Raw genomic sequence first — 19,696 nt, 5'->3', positions numbered from 1 at the left:
TTTTTTATGTATTTTTAAGAAATTTAAATAAAATATTATAATAATGTCAGACAACAAAGTTATATTGAATTACGATGGTAATTCGTATGAATATCCTATCGTAGATAGTACAATCGGAGACAGAGGAATAGATATTTCAAAATTAAGAGACCAAACCGGTCTTATTACCTTAGATTTAGGATACAAAAACACAGGTGCAACTTTAAGCGAAATCACATATCTTGATGGTGACCAGGGAGAATTATTCTACAGAGGTTATCCTATCGAGCAAATCGCTGAAAAATCAAACTTTACTGAAGTAATGTACCTTTTGTTACACGGTGAATTGCCTACAAAAGAACAATTTGAAACCTTCAACGGTAATATCAAAAAATATAACTTCGTAGCAGAGGAGATGAAAAAAATCATCGATGCTTTCCCTCGTTCTGCTCACCCAATGGGAGTGTTATCTTCTCTTACTTCTGCATTAACTGCCTTCAACCCTAAAGCGGTTAACGTACAGTCTAAAGAAGAGATGGATCTTGCTGCAGAATTATTGATTGCTAAATTTGCTCACCTTGCTGCTTGGACGTACAGAAAAACTTTAGGTTTACCATTAAACCACGGAGATAACAGTCTTAACTATGTAGAAAACTTCTACAAAATGGCGTTCAGATTACCAAACGAAGAGTTTGAAATCAACCCTGTAGTTACTGCTGCTTTAGATAAATTATTAATCCTTCATGCTGACCACGAGCAAAACTGTTCTACATCTACTGTAAGAATGGTAGGTTCTGCTCACACAGGTCTTTTTGCTTCAGTTTCTGCCGGTATTTCTGCACTTTGGGGACCACTTCACGGTGGTGCAAATCAGGCAGTTATCGAAATGCTTGAATTGATTGAAAAAGATGGTGGTGACGTTAACAAATGGGTGGCAAAAGCGAAAGATAAAAACGACAGCTTCCGTTTGATGGGCTTCGGACACAGAGTTTACAAAAACTTCGATCCAAGAGCAAAAATCATCAAAAAAGCTGCTGACGACCTGTTAAGCGCTTTAGGAATTGAAGATAAGGCACTTGATATTGCAATGCAGTTAGAAAAAGTAGCTCTTGAAGACGAATACTTTATCGAAAGAAAATTATATCCAAACGTAGATTTCTATTCTGGAATCATCTACAGAGCGTTAGGAATTCCTACAGAAATGTTTACCGTAATGTTCGCATTGGGAAGACTTCCTGGATGGATTGCTCAATGGAAAGAAATGAGATTAAAAGGAGACCCGATCGGAAGACCAAGACAGGTTTACCAAGGAGCTCAGAAAAGAGATTACATCGATATTACAAACAGATAATATTGTTTTCTCATATAAAAAATCAGAATCCCGAAGCTTTTGCTTTGGGATTTTTGTTTTAGACAAATGATGTTACTGTAATAGATTTTGATTTGTCGCATCGGAGATCAATAGGAATTATTTTCTAAGAGATATTTATCGATGAGAATCTCTCTAAGAGCGTAATCTTTGTAATTAGTTCTCCCGAGATTGAGCTCCGTAGGAGCGGGATGTCTATAACATAAAGGAAGGTTTTTACAGATGATCACAAAAGAAAAAGACTTCCATTTTCAGATTAATATTTAAAAATGTTAGCTTGATATGATCTTTTGGTTATTCAAAAAATGCTGATTTCCAAAAATTTTTGACCCGGAACAATTTAAAATAAGCCGAAATAACAAACCGAATTTTCGGCTTAAAGATAATATCATTTGATTTCAATTTCGATCCCTTATTTATATCTGAAAAATTGAAATTCTACAGATAGAATTTGGATATTCTACAACATTTTATACCTATTTTTTTGTAGGATATTTTATCAATTTTATTCAATATTAAATTTTTGACTTCACAGCCGTTTCATTATATTTGTCGCTCATGCTATGTACAGAATGCTTTGTTTAGAGGCAATACATCAGAAGAATTTTTATGAAACTAAATATTAAAAACGAAACCGGGAGACTTAAATCTGTGGTTTTGGGACAGCCCAATTCGATGGGTCCGGATCCTACTTTAGAAGAAAGTTATGATGCAAAATCATACCATTCCATTCAACACAATATCTATCCGAAAGAAAAAGATATCATTGACGAAATGGAAGCTTTCGAAAAAGTTCTGAAAAAATATGATGTAGAAGTTCTTCGTCCGAGCATTATCAAAGATTACAATCAGGTTTTCGCAAGAGATGTTTCTTTCGTGATCGAAGATAAAATGATTATCTCAAATGTTATCGCAGATCGTGCCGACGAACAGGATGCTTACCGTTCGATTTTTGAAAAAGTAAAATGGAGAGATATTATCAATCTTCCAGACACTGCGCACATCGAAGGTGGAGATGTCATCGTTTGGAATGACTTTATTTTCATTGGAACCTGCTTTTCCCAAGATTACAGAAATTATAAGACTGCCCGTACTAACGAGTATGCCATAGAAATTCTAAAAGAATATTTTCCAAAGAAGAGAATTCTTGATTTTGAACTGAAGAAAAACGACAGAGAACCTTATCAGGGAATTCTGCATTTAGACTGCACGTTCAATCCCATTGGGACAGATAAATGTATCATCTATAAAAATGGTTTTGTTGACGAAAGTGATTATCAATTAATCATTGATATTTTTGGTGAAGAAAACTGTTTCCACGTTACGGATGAAGAAATGTTTGAAATGTGTCCTAATATTTTCTCAATCTCTCCTGAAGTTGTTGTTTCAGATAAAGCATTTACTAGATTGAATGGCCACTTAAGAAATGAATGGGGAATGACAGTTGAAGAAATTCCGTACAGGGAGATTTCAAAAATGGGAGGATTGTTGAGATGTTCTACAATGCCTTTGGTTAGAGAATAGATTTTGATTCAATAATTTTAAATTTTTGAATCTTTTAATTTTAAATGAGAACAAAATGCAGACAACAGATACAGTATTAATGATAGAGCCAATTGCATTCGGTTACAATGCAGAAACGGCAGAGAACAACTATTTTCAGGTAGAGCAGAAAGGTGCAGACATTCAGTCAAAAGCTTTGGCAGAATTCAAAATTTTTGTTGAAAAACTAAAGAGTAAAGGTATTAATGTTATTACTATTAAAGATACTATCGATCCACACACTCCAGATTCTATTTTTCCAAACAACTGGGTGAGTTTCCATAATGACGGAAATGTGGTTTTATATCCGATGTTTGCGTCCAATAGGAGAGTGGAGCGCAGAGAAGATATTATTGAAAGTATTAAAAATCATGGTTTTGAAGTGGCTGAGATTGATGACTGGTCGTTACCGGAAATTCAGGGTCACTTTTTAGAAGGAACCGGAAGTATGATTTTCGATCATGATAACAAAATCGCTTATGGATCAGTTTCTTTGCGGTTAGATGAAAATTTGTTCAGAGAATTCTGTACGAAATATGATTTCACTCCGATAGTTTTCCATTCTTTTCAGACGGTAGGAGAAGAAAGACTTCCTATTTATCATACCAATGTAATGATGTGCGTTGCAGATCAGTTTGTGGTAATTTGTCTAGACTGTATCGATAACGAATTGGAAAGAGGAAAAGTTAGAGAAACGATTAAAAATTCAGGAAAAGAAATCATCGAAATATCAGAAGAGCAGATGCAGCAGTTTGCCGGAAATATGCTTCAGGTTCAGAATAAAGAAGGTGAAAAGTTCTTGGTGATGAGTCAGACCGCTTATCAGTCATTAAACGCTGAACAAATTTCAAATATTGAAAAGTACTGTGAAATTATCTATTCAGATTTAAATACTATTGAAGTAAACGGTGGGGGTAGTGCAAGATGTATGCTTGCCGAAGTTTTCCTGCCTAAAAAATAAACGGTTTTGATTTTATTAACTATAGCTTCTGACTTTTTTAAGTCAGAATTTTTTTTTTCAATGACATAATGGTTTCTAGAATTTAATAAATGGCACCCGCTGCGCAAAGTCTCCCGACTTTGAGCAAATTAGTATCAAAACCATGAATCAGTTTTTATAATTTAGCAAAAAACTTATCTTTAATAAAAACACATTATGAAGGAAGGTTACGTTATAAGAGATCAGGAAAAGATTCACTTTATCACCTGTACGGTTGTTGATTGGATAGATGTATTTTCCAGAAAAAACTACAGAGATATTGTTATTGACTGTTTTAAATACTGCATTCAGAATAAAGGAATGCTGATTTATGGATACGTAATTATGAGCAATCATATTCACTTAATCATACAGTCAAAAGATGGTAAACTCTCAGACCTGATAAGAGATTTTAAAAAATTTACATCTAAAAACATTGTTTCAGCAATTCAAAACAACCCGGAAAGCCGGCGCGAGTGGATGTTGGAAAGATTTGCCAAAGCAACTGAAACACATTCCAGAAATAAGAATTTTCAGTTTTGGCAATATGGCAATCACGCCGAAGAAATTTACACTTTACATTTTCTTTGGGATAAATTGAACTACATTCATCTAAATCCTATACGGGCAGGATTGGTAGAAAAAGCTCAGGATTATATTTATTCATCAGCAAGCAATTATGTAAATGGCAAAGGATTATTTGAAATTGAATTGGCTGACAATCCTGTAGTAGATGTTACCAAAAAAAGTGAGTTTTGGAAGTATAATAATTATGATCAAGATTGAGAATTTTTACGCAAAGTCAGGAGACTTTGCGTAGCGGTAAAGTGAATTTTGGAAATATAATAATTATGATCAAGGGTTGAGAATTTTTACGCAAAGTCGGGAGACTTTGCGTAGCGGTGAAATTAAACTTAACCCAAAAAATAAGATTACTGATATAAGCGAAAAGATAATCGAAGCTGAAATAGCTAACCCTGAAATTTTTAAAAAATTTTTAGAAAAATATTCAGTTCTAAAACTTTATCAAATGAATGAAAACGGTATAATCATTTCGGTAAGAAAATAAGAATCTTCGCTGCGCAAAGTCTCCCGACTTTGAGGAACTCAGAATCAAAATCACCGCTGCCACCGACTTTGAGCCGTTTATATCAAAATAATAAACGTAATCACACAAATCTTTCTTTCACTACCATTAATTTCTCAAAATGAGACCCACCCAAAAAACTTTAATTAAATTTGTCTTCAAGAAATTATTACGATGCAAAAACACATTTTTTTACTCGCCATTTTATTAGGGTTTTCGATAAGTGCCCAGCAAAAAACTTACTGTAACCCAATCAACATCGATTACGGCTACACGCCTTTTGAAGTTTTTTCAAAGCATGGGAAACACCGGGCAACAGCCGATCCAGTGATCGTTAATTTTCAGAAAAAACTGTTTCTTTTTTCCACCAATCAGGAAGGCTACTGGCACAGCGACAATATGCTCGACTGGAAATTCGTGAAAAGAAAATTCCTCAGAGACAACAAATACACTCACGATCTGAACGCTCCCGCAGTCTGGGCAATGAAAGATACTTTATACGTCTACGGTTCCACATGGGAATCTGATTTCCCGATTTGGAAATCTACCAATCCTACAGTAGACGACTGGAAAATTGCCGTTGATACTTTGAAAGTTGGAGCGTGGGATCCTGCATTTCATTATGACGAAGATAAAAACAAACTCTATCTCTACTGGGGCTCAAGCAACGAATGGCCGCTTTTGGGAACGGAAGTGAAAGTTAAAAACTTACAGTCAGAAGGTTTCGTAAAACCCATTTTAAGACTGAAACCGGAAGATCACGGCTGGGAAAGATTCGGAGAATACAATGACAATGTTTTCCTGCAGCCTTTTGTGGAAGGAGCGTGGGTGACGAAGTACAAGGATAAATATTATATGCAGTACGGCGCGCCGGCAACGGAATTCAGCGGTTATTCAGACGGTGTTTATGTTTCGAAAAATCCTTTGGAAGGATATGAATATCAACAGCACAATCCGTTCTCTTATAAACCTGGTGGTTTTGCAAGAGGCGCGGGACACGGAGCGACATTTGAAGATAATTTTAAAAACTGGTGGCACGTTTCGACGATTTTTATTTCAACGAAAAATAATTTTGAAAGACGTCTGGGAATCTGGCCTGCAGGTTTTGATAAGGATGATGTGATGTACACAAATACCGCTTACGGTGATTATCCAACCTTACTTCCTCAGTTTGCTCAGGGAAAAGATTTCTCAAAAGGATTGTTCACGAATTGGATGTTGCTGAATTACAATAAACCTGTTCAGGTTTCTTCAACTTTAGGTGGTTATCATTCCAATTACGCTGTGGATGAAGATATTAAAACATATTGGAGTGCTAAAACCGGAAATTCGGGAGAATGGTTTCAGACTGATTTGGGTGAAGTTTCTACAATCAATGCAATTCAGGTCAACTATGCCGATCAGGATGTTGAGTTTATGGGAAAAACGGAAGGCAAAATGCATCAGTATAAAATCTACGGATCCAATGACGGAAAGAAGTGGAATGTTATTGTGGATAAAAGCAAAAACACCAAAGACGTTCCTCACGATTATATTGAACTGGAAAAACCTGCGTCAGCAAGATATTTAAAAATGGAAAATCTGAAAATGCCGACAGGGAAATTCGCTTTGAGCGGTTTCAGAGTATTCGGAAAAGGGGCAGGAACAAAACCTGCGAAAGTTCAGAATTTTGTTCCACTGAGAGCTGATGCAAAAAAATATGGTGAAAGAAGAAGCATCTGGATGAAGTGGCAGCAGAATTCAGAAGCTGACGGTTATGTTATTTACTGGGGGAAATCTCCGGATAAATTATATGGAAGCATTATGGTTTACGGAAAAAATGAATATTTCTTTACCGGCGCCGACAGAGTTGATTCTTATTATTTCCAAATCGAAGCGTTCAATGCGAATGGTATCTCTGAGAGAACGGAAGTGGTGAAGTCGGAATAATTTATTTTTAAACTGTCAAAAGCAAAAAAAATGATAAACGCTTTGAAATTTTTCAAGGCGTTTTTTTATTTAATGTGATTCAGGAATTTTTCGATTTTATTAATGATAAAAGGTGAATTCTTCTCATTCATCCAATCGAGATGTCCACCGGGAAACTGGAAAGATTGATGATAAATACCATTTTTATTCAACGCTGAATCTAAAATTCCCTTTTGCGACAAAGGAACGACCTGATCATTATTTCCATAGAAAGAAATAGTGGGTGGAGAATTTTCATTGATCCAATAAACAGGATTTGGAATATCTCTGTTAGTAAGATCCGTCGGGGGAGGCATTTTCATGTCAATCATATGTTTTTCAACAAAAGCATAATCAGCATAACTGGCGAAATCTTTGTGCAGTAAATCTGCGGGTCCCACAATATTAACGACAGCTTTAATTTTGTTATGATGTTTCAAATCAAAAAAAGAATTATAGCCATACAGCATGGAAAGGTGTGCACCGGCGCTGTTTCCGAGTAAAATAAATTTTGTTTTAGGACCAAATCTTTTAACCAAAACTCCCAGAGCCTCATCAATATCATCAGTTTGATTGGGAAGAACAAATGAGTTGGCATCTGCCAGACGGTAATTTATATTCGCAAAGGCATAATCTGGCATTTTCAGCATGAGTGATAACGTGAAAAAAGTGAGGTTAGATTTGTCGCCCGATTTCCAGCCACCGCCGTGAATTATGACAAAAATCCCTCTGATGGAATCTTTATTTTTTGGAATATATAAATCTAATTTTTGTTGAGAATCATTTCCATAAGCAACGTTCGTCTCTTTGTCAAACGAATTGTCTTTTCCCAGGTTGATTGTTTTTTCCTGACAGGCAAAGACAACTAAAATCAGTAAAAGAATTCCAATCAATTTATTCATACTCCTAAAGATAGAAAAACCCATCGGTTTCCCGACAGGTTTCTCGTACAAAATAATATATGAAGAATGATTGTTTTTATCTCGTTCTGTTTTTAATCGCATCAGAAGCGCCCTCGATGTCTCTCACTTTTTTCACTTTCTGATTTCCAAAGTTGTAAGTGATGCTGAAAGTTCCGCCTCTTCTGAACTGGTCATTTCTTACGTAGTTGTAATTTCCGTTCGCCTGGTAATCTTCAATTTCTACAATGTTGGTTCGTAAAACATCATTTAAATTTAAGGCAAAAGTCCAGTCATTCCAGTTTTTCTTAATGCTTAGATCAAGGCTCATCAGGTTTTTCAACATTCCCAGCTCGATCTGCTGTTTGTCAACAAAGAAATAATTCACGCCTAAAAACCATGTCTTCTTTTTGTCCAGACGGATGGTATTGTTGGTCTGGATGAGAATACTTGTCGATTTAATATTATTTCTGTAGACAATTTGATTTCCATCTTTGTCAAGGAAAATATCTCCATTGGTAGGATCTACTGCCAAAGCTCCGTCGTTGATATTGTGCTGCAGACCGATATTAAAGTTCATGGTCAGATATTGTTTGAAAAACGTTTTTTGAATTCCGACCATTGCAGACATTTCCTGCTTATCTCCGAAATTGGTTCTTATATAACGGAGTACATTCTGTTCGCTAATGGTACCATCCATAGATTTTGCATATCCCTGCAACGGCACTTGCGTAATCTGATCTTTAAAATAAGAATGGTTTAAAATCAAAAAGTAAGAGTTTTTGTACATATAAGTCAATTCCTGATTATACGTAGACGATGCTTTTACGAAAGGGTTGTTTTGCGTGTAGTTATTCTCAGTAAGAATATTTCGTACAGGGTTGAGCTCCCAGAAGCTCGGTCTTCTCATTCTGCTCGAAAATGCATAAGAAATATTGTTTTTGTCGTTGATCGCGTAGTTAAAGCTTAAATACGGAAGAAGATTATTGTAATTTCTCTTTATATTTTTGTACTCCTCAGCAGCATTGTCTGATGTACCTAAGCTGTTTGTGATTTCATATCGGGTACCAATCTTTCCTGAGAATTTATCAGAGAATTTCTTTTCCAAAGTCAGGTAGGCGCCGTAGATATTTTCGTCGTAGATAAAATGGTTAGGTGCGAACTGCGGAGCTTGACCATCCATATATGTGTCATTTTTTGTATCGTTGTCCGTTTTGGTTTTATTAAAGTTACCACCTACCGCTACAGTGAAATCATTTTTGAACTTCTGAGTATAGTCTACAGTTCCAGAAAAATTATTGATAATCTGAGGAAGATTCTGATAAATTATCTGGGTTGGATTTGCTCCTGTGTCATTACCAAAAGAATCGGCCAAAAATGTTCTGTTGTCTGTGAACTGAAATCTTCTGTAATTAAGATATGCCGCATTTACATTCAGTTTACTTCCCAGAGAGTCAGTTTTCAATTCATAATTTAGGTTAACCGAATTATTGTAAGAACGTGCATTTTCATTGTTTCGTGAATTGGTATAGTTGGTGTTAAAAGTCTGTTCTTCCTCATCATAGACACGGATGGTATTGAATAAATTAACCGTAGAGTTATAACTTTTATTGGCATTGCTATTCCATGACAGTGCTAAGTTGCTTTGGTCATTCAGTTGATAATCAAAATTAAGATAGCCCCCGATGTATTGATTTGGGTCGTCGATATTACCGGTAGATTCGTTAGATGATAAATTGTTTCCGTTTCTCAGAATATAATGCTGGCCCTGAATATTATCACCACCGTATAGATTGGCACTGATTCCTACTTTATCTTTTCTGTAGTTGGCAGAGAAACTTGCAGAGCTTCCATTATATTTGTTTTGAGAATTCGACATTCTCATATTTCCATTCAGTCCGTCGCTCATTTTTTTCTTCAGAATAATATTGATGATTCCGTCTGAAGATTCCACCTGAAATTCACTTCCCGGAACCGTAATGACTTCAATTTTCTGAATGTTTTCGGCAGGAGTGTTTTTTAAGAACTGAGTTACTGTCTCAGCATCCATGTTGGTCTTTCTTCCGTTGATGTAGATCAGTGCATTATTTTTCCCGACAATTTTTAAAGTTTTATCGTCAGTTGTAGAAAGCAGAGGAGTCTGTCTCAACAAATCGAAAGTTGTATTTCCTTTTGTAACAGGAGAAGCGGCAACGTCGTATACGAAACGGTCAGATTGTTTTTTGAAAACCTGTTTCGTTAAAACAACTTCTTCAATCTTTTTTGTTTTTAAAGTGTCTGATTTTTTTTCCTGAGCAAATGTCAATCCGGTGAAAAATATAGTGGCGATGAGTAGTGGCGTTTTCATGAGTTTGTTTTTTATTTAGTTTAGAAGCTTGTATCTGTTATTATTTTACATTGCAAAGATATATAATTAATTTAGTATTATGCAATACAAAGTAGTAGAAAAGTTTTTATATAAAATGTAAATCATTGATTTTGAGCTGCTAAAATTTATTACTGAATTTTTACTTCGTTGGGTTTCTATAATATTAGACAACCCGATGGCTCTTTTTGTTACATTAAAAAATAAAATATTTAAATTCACTTTTTTTTGATTAATTTAGAGTTCACAAAAAAACTTAATTATCTATGACAAAAATTTACTCATTAATCCTGATTTTAATGATCCTCGTATCATGTAAAACCGATTCTTTTATCGATCTCGAAAATCAGCAGCAAGGAAATCAACAGACCAATTTCAACTTTGGAAATTCGGCGCAGAGAAATTTTCACGGCTTAGTTCTGTCAACAGACGGAAATCCGGTGTCGGGAGCAACGGTTACCATTGGTTCGTCAACAGTACAGACTAATTTTAAAGGTATTTTTGTAATTAAAAATGCTGATGTGAAAGACAATTTCGCTTACGTTAAAGTAACAAAATCAGGTTTTGTAAACGGTTCACGTACAATGGTTCCCACTAGCGGAACTAACAGGATCAACATCATGATGATTCCTGCAACCAACACCGCAACGATTTCCGCAGGAGCCACAGCTACAGTAGCCTTACCTAACGGAACAAAAGTAAAATTCGACGGAAGCTTTAAAGATTCCAACGGAAACGCGTACAGCGGAAATGTAAATGTCGCCATGTTTCACCTGAAATCTTCAGATCAGTATCTCAATGAACTGATGCCGGGTTCTTTTTTGGCTAACAGCACTGACGGTGGCGCAAGAGTAATGGAAACTTTCGGAATGCTACATGTTCAGTTAACAGGAGCTTCCGGACAGAATCTTCAGATCGCGAATGGTCATACCGCTGAAATGACGGTGGCGATTGACGCTGCTCAAACGGCAACCGCTCCTGCTACCATACCTTTGTGGTCGTTCAACGAATTTACAGGAATTTGGCAGGAAGAGGGTTCAGCAACAAAAGTTGGAAATACTTATGTAGGAAATGTAACTCATTTTTCTTGGTGGAATTGCGATCTGCAGTCACCGCAGGCAATTTTAAAAGTAAACGTTAAGAATGCTGCAGGAATACCGATGGTTAATACGGTTGTTGCATTAAGAAGATCTGGACAAACTTATGACACATCAGGTATTACAGATAATTCCGGTGCTGTTTCGGGATATATTCCGGCCAATGAAACTCTTCTTCTTAAAGTATATGATGTTTGCAACACAGTAATTTATACCGCTAATGTAGCACCCGTAGCAGCGGGAACAACATTTGTTCTGCCAGATATTACCGTAACATCAACCGGAAATCAATATACAGTTCAGGGAAATCTGAAAACGTGTGCCAATACTGACGTTACGGATGGTTATGCACTTTTAAGAATGGCATCGAGTTCCAATTTTTTCCAGTACATGACGGTTCCTGTCACGGGTACAGGTAACTTTTCTTTTACTACACATACTTGTGCACCGAATCCACAGTTTATCTTAGAAGGATATGATTATGCAAATTTGCAGACAACCGGAGAAATTTCTTTTACCGCTAATACACCAGTGATGAATTTTAATAATTTGGTAGCGTGTAATTCGATCAGTGAATTTGTGAGTTACAAAGTTGATAACCAAAATGTAAAATATGTATTAGGCAGCGCTATCGTCGCTGAATGGTACGGCCTTACATCAACATCACCCAATATGCCGGCAAAACAATTGAGAATTCATCACATGTTACCGTATGGAAATACATTTGCAATGACTCTTAATAATATGCTTGGAGTACCGGGAAGTTTTAATACAGAGTATTCTTTTTATTTTTCAGGAGAAAATTTCACGTCCTCCAATGGAAATGTGGTTGTTCAGATCACTAATTTCGGAGCTGTAGGATCTTATATTGACTTTACAGTGAACGGAACCTATACAGACCTGGTTGGAGCAAATCATACTTTTACAGCTACTGGGCATGTGAAAAGAGATCTATAATTTGCAATGTCACTAAAAACAAAAAAAGGACTTGAAAAAGTCCTTTTTTGTTTTTATTCTCTGTCAAAACGAGCCAGTTTCTTATCAATCCAAATCGTAGCAAAAGGAAAAAAAGCAGCAATCAATGCAAAGACTGTATCTTCATCGTCCCAATTGTAGATTTTTCTTATCGAAGGCAAAAACAGAAGGTAAAGTGTAAAAAACAATCCATGAATACTTCCGATTGTACTGATGTAAACAATTGGTAAAACTCCTTCAGGATCAATGCGAATCCAGGTCATTGCTGTGAAGAGAAAAAACCAAGAGACAGCTTCTGCCATACAGATTTGCTTAAACCACTTGATAAGTTTTTCCTGAGGATATTTTGAGAATAGATTTTCGAGAAAATTCATTTATAATATATTTTAAAGGATCTTTTAAATCCTTCGTTAATTGAATGTTGATTTTGAAATATGAAGTTACCTGAATTTATAAAGTCAGTAATTTGTTTTTCAAATTGAGGAATAAATTTCTCATTTTCTTTATCTGTAAAATGGTGACTGAATTTTTCAATGACTAAATTCAGTTTGTCTTGTTCAAAATCGACGGTCACTGTAGCCTCCGTAAATGATTGACCGGATTGCTTTTTCTCTTTATAGTCTTTAGGATATTTAAACTTTTTAAAGAAAAGGTTGTTAAGTAAAGAGTCAGCGACTGTCTTTTCTCCTTCGTGTAGCCACTCTGTATGATCATTATACTCAAAAATAATTATTGGGTTTTTTTGAATTCGCTCAAAAATGGCTTGTTTCAAAATTTTATCAATTGCCGCTTTTCCAAATTTTTCCTCAGTCAATTTTGTCGAATAGATATAATAACATTCTCCCGTTGAATAAGTCCCAAAACAGTTGCCTGACCAAGTGCCACCATAATAGATATTTTGTTTTTGTAATAGTTTCCCTAATTCTTGAGTCGCGGGAAAGTCAGAACCGCCGGGACCTGGTGTAGAAATATATAATTTGTTTGTAATTTTAAAATCATTAACGGCTCTTATAGAATCTCGCGTGCAGCTTTCTGCACTTACTTTCATGATATTTGCTCGTAGTTGTTTATAATCAATTTCTCTTTGATTTTTTATCGAGTCTTCCACTGAAATTATCTGTGCAGAAACAACTGTCTGAACAAAAAAGGCGAGTAAAAACAAGAATGATTTCATAACATACTACTTATAAAAACTACTCCCATCCAAATACTCAAAAACTTCCGGAGGAAGCATGGGTCTTACATTCTTCCCTTCTTTGATCATATTTCTGATTTCGGTAGCTGAAAGTTCAATTACGGGTGCTTCAATCATCGAAATGTTTTCGTGCTGAAGATATTCAGAATCTTTTTTTTCACCTTCAAAAACTCTCGGGTAAACTATGATGTGATGATTTTTTATTAAAACATCAGAATTTTTCCATTTATGAAGTCCGCTGAGGTTGTCTTCACCCATAATTAAACTGAAAGAATAATCAGGATGCTTTTCTTTAAGATAGGTTAAGGTATCAATCGTATAACTGGGTGTCGGTAAAGAAAATTCAACATTGGAGGCGCGCATTTGAGGATAGTTTTTTACCGCAAGCTGCACCATATCCAAACGGTTGTGATCTTTCAGAAGCGATTTTTTTTCTTTAAAAGGATTCTGCGGACTCACGACAAACCACAATTCATCCATATCAGAATTCTCAAGAATATAATTGGCCAAAATCAAATGACCAATATGAATAGGATTAAAAGATCCGAAAAATAAACCGATTTTTCTCATATCAAAAAGTCAATTGTCAATTTTGCTTTGCAAGTCAATTTGCTACACTTGTTAATTTTAAAGTATTTATTTGAAAAGTGATTTTGGAAATTCACCATTCACTTCTCAAGAAAATTCACTTATTCACTATCTATAAATTTCACATCTCTGATATTCAGATAATGTGTCACATTACCTTTCCAATGGTTTTCTTCCAGAGTAAATGCGATATCGAAAGATTTGTTTCTAAAGTCATCAGCGAACTGACCGAGCTTAAAGCCGACACATTCAATATTTCTTCCGGTAGATTCCTGTTTAATGTAAAATTTAAGATGATTGTTGTCTTTACCCATCGTTTTCAGATAGCCTGCAATCTTCTGATTTCTCAGTACCAGATTCGGTTTCATATTATGAGGGCCAAAGGGAGCCAGTTTTCTGTGGAAATTGATAAAATCTCTGTTGATCTCATCTATTTCTATATCGGCATCAACAGTTATAGATGGCTCTTTCTGATGGTCTTTAATTTTTTCGGCAACGGTTTTTTCAAATTTAATTTTGAAATCTTCAAACTTGTCTTTTTCCATAGAAAGTCCTGCCGCAGCGTGATGGCCACCAAATTTCAGAAAATATTCCGAGCAGAGATCGAGTGCTTCATGCACATCAAAATCAGAAACAGATCTTGCAGAGGCTACCATTTCACCATTGTTTCCATCTGTGAAAACCAAGGTTGGTTTGTAGTAAGTTTCAATTAATCTGGAGGCTACAATTCCAATTACCCCTTTATTCCATTCCGGATGATAGACAATGGTTGCATACTTTGTCTCCTGATGAGATTCTATAACCTGATTGAGCGCAGAAAGGGTAGAGTTCATATCGAGCTCACGTCTCTCGTCATTCAGATTCATAATGTCGCCTACAATCTGCTGAGCGTGTTTCAGGTTGTCTGAAACCATAAGTTCCACAGCTGCTTTACCATGAGAAATTCTTCCGGCAGCATTGATTTTAGGAGCAATTTCGAAAACAATATTTGATATTTCAAAATGTGAAAGTTTGTCTTCCGGAATCAAAAGTCTTAAACCCAGATTGCGTGTTTTTCTGAGCACTTTCAACCCCATCTTTGCTAAAACCCTGTTTTCACCGGTCATTGATACGATGTCAGCTGCAATTGAAATGGCCAGAAGATCGGTCAGTTCAAACAATTCGGTTTCGGGAATTTTGTAAATGGTATTTAAACCCTGACAGAGTTTAAAACCAACTCCGCAGCCTGAAAGTTCTTTAAAAGGATATCGGCAGTCGCTCCGTTTAGGATCTAAAACGGCTACAGCATCCGGAATTTCGTCTCCGGGTAAATGGTGATCGCAGATGATGAAATCAATACCTTTTTCCTTTGCATAGTTAATCATATCGATCGACTTAATTCCGCAGTCTAATGCAATGACAAGGGAAAACCCATTTTCTTTGGCAAAGTCGATACCTTCAGTTGAAATACCATACCCTTCAGAATTTCTGTCGGGAATATAAAATTCTAAATATTTTTTCTGAACAATTTTTCTTAAATATAAGTAGGTCAGCGCAACGGCTGTAGTTCCGTCGACATCGTAGTCGCCATAAACCATTATTTTTTCACCGTTTTCAATAGCCGTTGCAATGCGCTCTACCGCTTTCTGCATATCTGCCATTAAAAAAGGATTGTGAATATCTGCTAAGTTGGGCTTGAAAAATTCCCTCGCTTTCTGATAATTGTCAATTCCTCGCAGAACCAACAGTTTGGATTCAAAAGTTCCAAAACCAAGCGACGAACTCAATCCATCAACAGTTTCTTCATCAGGTTCGGTTTTATAAATCCATTTTTGACTCATTTCACAAAAATAAGTAAAATTTATTTTAAAAACGATCAGATTATAATCTTCATAATTACTTTGTAAGTCTTTATTACTTGTTTTATTTACAGTGTTTTAAGGGTTTTTAAGGGTTTTGTTTAATAAATATTTATTTTTTTTCAATAATGCGAAATCCAAACGAAAACTATTGTCGTAGATATCATTAAACATACTAAACCTTTTTAAAAATAATATTATGAAAAAACCAATTAATGTTTCTAACCAGGGAGCCACCCTGGATACCAGCAGACGAAACTTTTTAAAATTAAGCGGCATTGGTATTGCCGTTGCCGGACTTACTCTTGTAGGTTGTGACGATGACGACTTTGAATATAATGATAATAAGATATTTGATTTAGGAGTGGGTGACGTAGGTGTTCTAAACTACGCTTATGCTCTTGAGCAGCTTGAAGCTGATTTTTATACCAAGGTAGTTAACAATTTCTATGCAGGAATCTCAAGTGTTGAGAAAGAAGTTCTTACAGACTTATATCATCACGAGGTTATCCACAGAGATTTCTTTAAAGCAGCAATTACTGGTGCGACAAATAATGTTTTACCGACATTGGAGTTTCAGTATCCTAACGTGAATTTTAATGACAGAAGTTCTGTATTGGCTACTGCAAAAGCTTTGGAAGATACAGGTGTTGCAGCATATAATGGTGCAGGTAGATATATTACCAACCCTACCTATCTTGTGTTGGCAGGTAAGATTGTTTCTGTGGAGGCAAGACATGCATCAGCAATCAGAGATTTGATTAACCCACTAACTGCAGCTTTCTCCGGAGATGATGTAGTAGACCCGGTAACTGGTCTTGATGTAGCAAAAGAACCGAAAGATGTTGTAATGGCAGCCGGAGGATTTATTAAAACTCCTTTTACTTGGAAAGAAAGAGGAATCAACTAACATTAATCATTTCAAAAATCTATTATTATGAACATTTTAAAATTATTAGATAAATTGTCTGACGATTCTTTTTTCACAAAACAAACGTCTAGATTAGATACTCTTTCAAATATTACATCATTTGGTAAAAAAGCGGCAGTAGCTGCAATACCATTGGGATTAGGAAGCTTTATGGCAACTTCTGCCAAAGCAGAAACAAAAACAGAGCCTACATTGGCAATGAAAAGTGCATTAACAGATGCTCTTCAATTAGCTTTAACTTTAGAATATTTAGAAGACGAATATTACAGAATCGGGCTACAGACCGCTGGATTGATTCCTACAGGAGACAGAACTGTTTTTATGCAGATTTCAAAACATGAAGCTGCTCACGTCGCTTTCCTGAAAACAGCATTAACTTCTTTAGGAACTACTCCAAATGCAAAACCAACGTTCGACTTTACAGCGAATGGTTCTTTTACTCCATTTACCAATTATCAGCAGTTTCTTACATTAGCACAGGCATTTGAAGATACTGGAGTAAGAGCTTACAAAGGGCAGGCTGGAAACGTAATGTCAAACAAAGATGTTCTTCAGGCAGCTTTGCAGATACACTCAGTAGAGGCAAGACATGCATCAATGGTACGTAGAATGCGTGCTAACAAAGGATGGATCGAGTTAGGAAGTGGCGGAAGTGGAAGTGGTGGTATGCCTACAGCAACTAACCCCGTTTATGCTGGTGAGCAGGAAACAGTACAGGCTGGATTTAATACGGCAACTGCCTTTGGCCCGGAAGCAGGTTCAGCAGCGTACGATGAAATACTTACAGGAGATCAAGCTCAAATAATTGCAGGTCTTTTTATTGATTAATTAAGAACACATATATATATTAGTTAGGTAAATCCTTTTTCGGTAATTCTCCGAAAAAGGATTTTTTTTTCGTGAAAAATTATTATCTTGGTTGCACTAAACTATTTATATGAAAAAAATTATTATCGGCGCATTTTTATTAGGCGCAATGCATGGTGTTCATGCACAGAAAATCAATTTGGGAAAAGCGACGGACATTGTTTCCAAAGGAGCGAAAGCTTTAACTTTTACCAATGAAGATGCAGTAAAACTTTCAAAAGAGTCCGTTGATTACATGGATAAAAATAATGCGATTGCAGGACCAAAAGATCCATATACCATCAGGTTAAATAAACTTTTTGCGAAACATAAATCGCAGGACGGATTAAGTCTCAACTACAAAGTTTACAAAGTAAAAGATATTAATGCTTTCGCCTGTGCTGACGGTAGTGTTCGTGTATTTTCTTCTTTAATGGATATAATGACAGATGACGAACTTCTTGCAGTTATCGGTCACGAAATCGGTCACGTTAAAAATCAGGATACCAAAGATGCAATCAAATCAGCATATTTAAAAGCTGCCGCTTTAGACGCTGCGTCTTCTGCTTCCTCTACAGTCGCTACATTAAATGACAGTCAGGTAGGTAAAATGGCTAATGCATTCATGGATGCATCTCACAGCAAAAAGCAGGAATCGCAGGCCGATACTTATTCTTATGATTTTATGAAAGCTAATAATTATAATGTGGTAGGAGCTTACACGGCATTCAAAAAATTAGCGCTTTTATCTGAAGGTGGAACTGCGCAATCAGGATTTCAAAAAATGTTTAATTCGCATCCTGACAGCAACAAGAGAGCTGAAGCAATTAAAAAAAGAGCCGAGAAAGACGGATTATGGAAAGACCCAGGAACAGTTTCTTTGCCGACTGCGAAATTGACGAAGTAAATTTATACTATAATATATATAAAGAGTCCAGTTTACATCGGACTCTTTTCATTTACAGTATCTGGAAATTATAACGCTTTAAAAAATCTGTCCACTTTCAACAAGCGATTTTCTCTAACACTTGCTTATTTATAATTCGCTCTATTTGTTCTCGCTTTCTTAGGAAATCTCGCTTGTAGTTTATTTTGAGCTTACCGAAAACCTGTATCTCTTAATATTTATTTAAGTATTAAAAAAGGTTCGCGATTATATAGCTCCGTAGTAGCGGGATGTTTGTAGCGTAATCATTCTGTATATAAAGAGAGCTCCGTAGAAGCAGCATGTTTGCTGCGTAGTAATTCTTTATATAAAAAAGCTCCATAGGAGCGCCATGTTTGTAGCATCAGATTTCCGAGAAAAGTTAGAGCTCCGTAGTAGCGGGATGTGTGTAGCTTCAGAGGTGGAGCTCCGTAGGAGCGGCATGTCTGTAGCATCATCATTATGGATATAAGAAAGAGCTCCGTAAGACCGTCACAAAGAGCAGAGCAAATTACAAAACACATCTTCAACACATCAAAAGCATTATCTGCACACGCGCTAACTCCCACTCTCCAACCTGAACTAATCATCACGTCACCAGGCTTTACTCAAACACCTCCATCCCCCACGTTTCACTCTCAAACTCTCACACCGTCCAATATACCCATCATCCATCATCACCTATCATTGATCATTCATCCATCAACTAACGTCTCACATCCCCAAAATTTTTCTCTCACGCTTTCAGTTAATTACCAACAAATATGAATTTAAAGTAAACATTATGTTAAATATATTTGGAAGTAGAGGGGTAAACATACTACTTTTGCCCCACTGAAAAACGAGAGTGAGTCGGTAGCGCAGAAGAGCCTTTAGATAGGCAGGAACAAAAACTCTGAATAGAAATTAACTTTAAAAATTCCAATAAATTTTAATCAAATAAAATTTGTGGGAATAAAAAAAGTTTTTATCTTTGCAGTCCCGATACGGGGAGCGCAGGAGTGGATGAATTGAGTGTTGAAAAAGGAGATTAGGGTTACTTAAAAAACTTTAAAATTTCTTCAAAAAACATTTGGTCAATTAGAAATAAAGTTTTACTTTTGCACACGCAAATACGGCAAAGCCCAACGACAG

At 36.0% G+C, this 19,696-nt stretch carries 15 protein-coding genes; 9 read left to right on the top strand and 6 right to left on the bottom strand.

Annotated elements, in window-relative coordinates:
- The first annotated feature begins 43 nt into the window (after positions 1-43).
- The 5 genes from OMO38_RS02610 to OMO38_RS02590 all read left to right on the top strand — a co-directional run bounded on the left by OMO38_RS02610 (position 44) and on the right by OMO38_RS02590 (position 6,885).
- A complete protein-coding gene (locus OMO38_RS02610) occupies positions 44-1,330 on the top strand; it encodes a citrate synthase (RefSeq protein WP_047442236.1) in 1,287 nt (428 codons plus the stop codon).
- 627 nt (positions 1,331-1,957) lie between these two features.
- A complete protein-coding gene (locus tag OMO38_RS02605; RefSeq protein WP_264748696.1) occupies positions 1,958-2,872 on the top strand; it encodes a dimethylarginine dimethylaminohydrolase family protein in 915 nt (304 codons plus the stop codon).
- Positions 2,873-2,927: 55 nt separating this feature from the next.
- Positions 2,928-3,851 (top strand): citrulline utilization hydrolase CtlX, encoded by a 924-nt coding sequence (gene ctlX, locus OMO38_RS02600; RefSeq protein ID WP_264748695.1) that lies wholly within the window; start codon positions 2,928-2,930, stop codon positions 3,849-3,851.
- Between the two features lie 195 nt (positions 3,852-4,046).
- Positions 4,047-4,655 (top strand): REP-associated tyrosine transposase, encoded by a 609-nt coding sequence (locus OMO38_RS02595; protein ID WP_264748694.1) that lies wholly within the window; start codon positions 4,047-4,049, stop codon positions 4,653-4,655.
- Between the two features lie 475 nt (positions 4,656-5,130).
- Positions 5,131-6,885 (top strand): discoidin domain-containing protein, encoded by a 1,755-nt coding sequence (locus OMO38_RS02590; protein WP_264748693.1) that lies wholly within the window; start codon positions 5,131-5,133, stop codon positions 6,883-6,885.
- Between the two features lie 65 nt (positions 6,886-6,950).
- Here the strand turns inward: OMO38_RS02590 and OMO38_RS02585 are convergent, their stop codons facing one another.
- The gene (locus OMO38_RS02585) at positions 6,951-7,907 is read right to left on the bottom strand and encodes an alpha/beta hydrolase (protein ID WP_264748692.1); all 957 of its coding nucleotides are present in this window, start codon (positions 7,905-7,907) and stop codon (positions 6,951-6,953) included.
- Complete coding sequence (locus OMO38_RS02580; protein WP_264748691.1) at positions 7,882-10,149, bottom strand: outer membrane beta-barrel family protein; 2,268 nt, start codon at positions 10,147-10,149, stop codon at positions 7,882-7,884. The genes OMO38_RS02585 and OMO38_RS02580 overlap by 26 nt, the downstream gene beginning before the upstream one ends.
- A gap of 284 nt (positions 10,150-10,433) precedes the next feature.
- Here OMO38_RS02580 and OMO38_RS02575 point away from each other — a divergent pair, with 284 nt between their 5' ends.
- A complete protein-coding gene (locus OMO38_RS02575; protein ID WP_264748690.1) occupies positions 10,434-12,221 on the top strand; it encodes a carboxypeptidase-like regulatory domain-containing protein in 1,788 nt (595 codons plus the stop codon).
- Positions 12,222-12,274: 53 nt separating this feature from the next.
- Here OMO38_RS02575 and OMO38_RS02570 read toward each other — a convergent pair whose 3' ends face one another.
- The 4 genes from OMO38_RS02570 to recJ form a co-directional block, all read right to left on the bottom strand.
- Positions 12,275-12,613, bottom strand: a complete 339-nt coding sequence (locus tag OMO38_RS02570; protein WP_264748689.1) for a DUF3817 domain-containing protein — start codon at positions 12,611-12,613, stop codon at positions 12,275-12,277.
- Positions 12,610-13,413 (bottom strand): hypothetical protein, encoded by an 804-nt coding sequence (locus OMO38_RS02565; RefSeq protein WP_264748688.1) that lies wholly within the window; start codon positions 13,411-13,413, stop codon positions 12,610-12,612. Before OMO38_RS02565 ends, OMO38_RS02570 begins: the two co-directional genes overlap by 4 nt.
- Before the next feature lie 6 nt (positions 13,414-13,419).
- Positions 13,420-14,004: a nicotinate (nicotinamide) nucleotide adenylyltransferase gene (gene nadD / locus OMO38_RS02560; RefSeq protein ID WP_264748687.1), complete on the bottom strand. Its 585-nt coding sequence runs from the start codon at positions 14,002-14,004 to the stop codon at positions 13,420-13,422.
- A 119-nt stretch (positions 14,005-14,123) separates the two neighbouring features.
- On the bottom strand, positions 14,124-15,842 hold the full coding sequence (gene recJ / locus OMO38_RS02555) for a single-stranded-DNA-specific exonuclease RecJ (RefSeq protein ID WP_264748686.1): 1,719 nt from the start codon (positions 15,840-15,842) through the stop codon (positions 14,124-14,126).
- Between the two features lie 217 nt (positions 15,843-16,059).
- On the opposite strand from recJ, the gene OMO38_RS02550 reads away from it, so the two are divergent.
- The 3 genes from OMO38_RS02550 to OMO38_RS02540 all read left to right on the top strand — a co-directional run bounded on the left by OMO38_RS02550 (position 16,060) and on the right by OMO38_RS02540 (position 18,544).
- A complete protein-coding gene (locus tag OMO38_RS02550; RefSeq protein WP_264748685.1) occupies positions 16,060-16,770 on the top strand; it encodes a ferritin-like domain-containing protein in 711 nt (236 codons plus the stop codon).
- Between the two features lie 27 nt (positions 16,771-16,797).
- Complete coding sequence (locus tag OMO38_RS02545; RefSeq protein ID WP_264748684.1) at positions 16,798-17,619, top strand: ferritin-like domain-containing protein; 822 nt, start codon at positions 16,798-16,800, stop codon at positions 17,617-17,619.
- Between the two features lie 109 nt (positions 17,620-17,728).
- Entirely contained in the window at positions 17,729-18,544 is an 816-nt protein-coding gene (locus OMO38_RS02540; RefSeq protein ID WP_264748683.1) for a M48 family metalloprotease, read from the top strand.
- Positions 18,545-19,696: the final 1,152 nt, after the last annotated feature.

The organism is Chryseobacterium kimseyorum (genome assembly GCF_025971945.1).
Lineage (GTDB): Bacteria > Bacteroidota > Bacteroidia > Flavobacteriales > Weeksellaceae > Chryseobacterium > Chryseobacterium kimseyorum.
The sequence above is the reverse complement of the archived record's forward strand: the minus strand, read 5'-3'. Positions and strand labels throughout refer to the sequence as shown.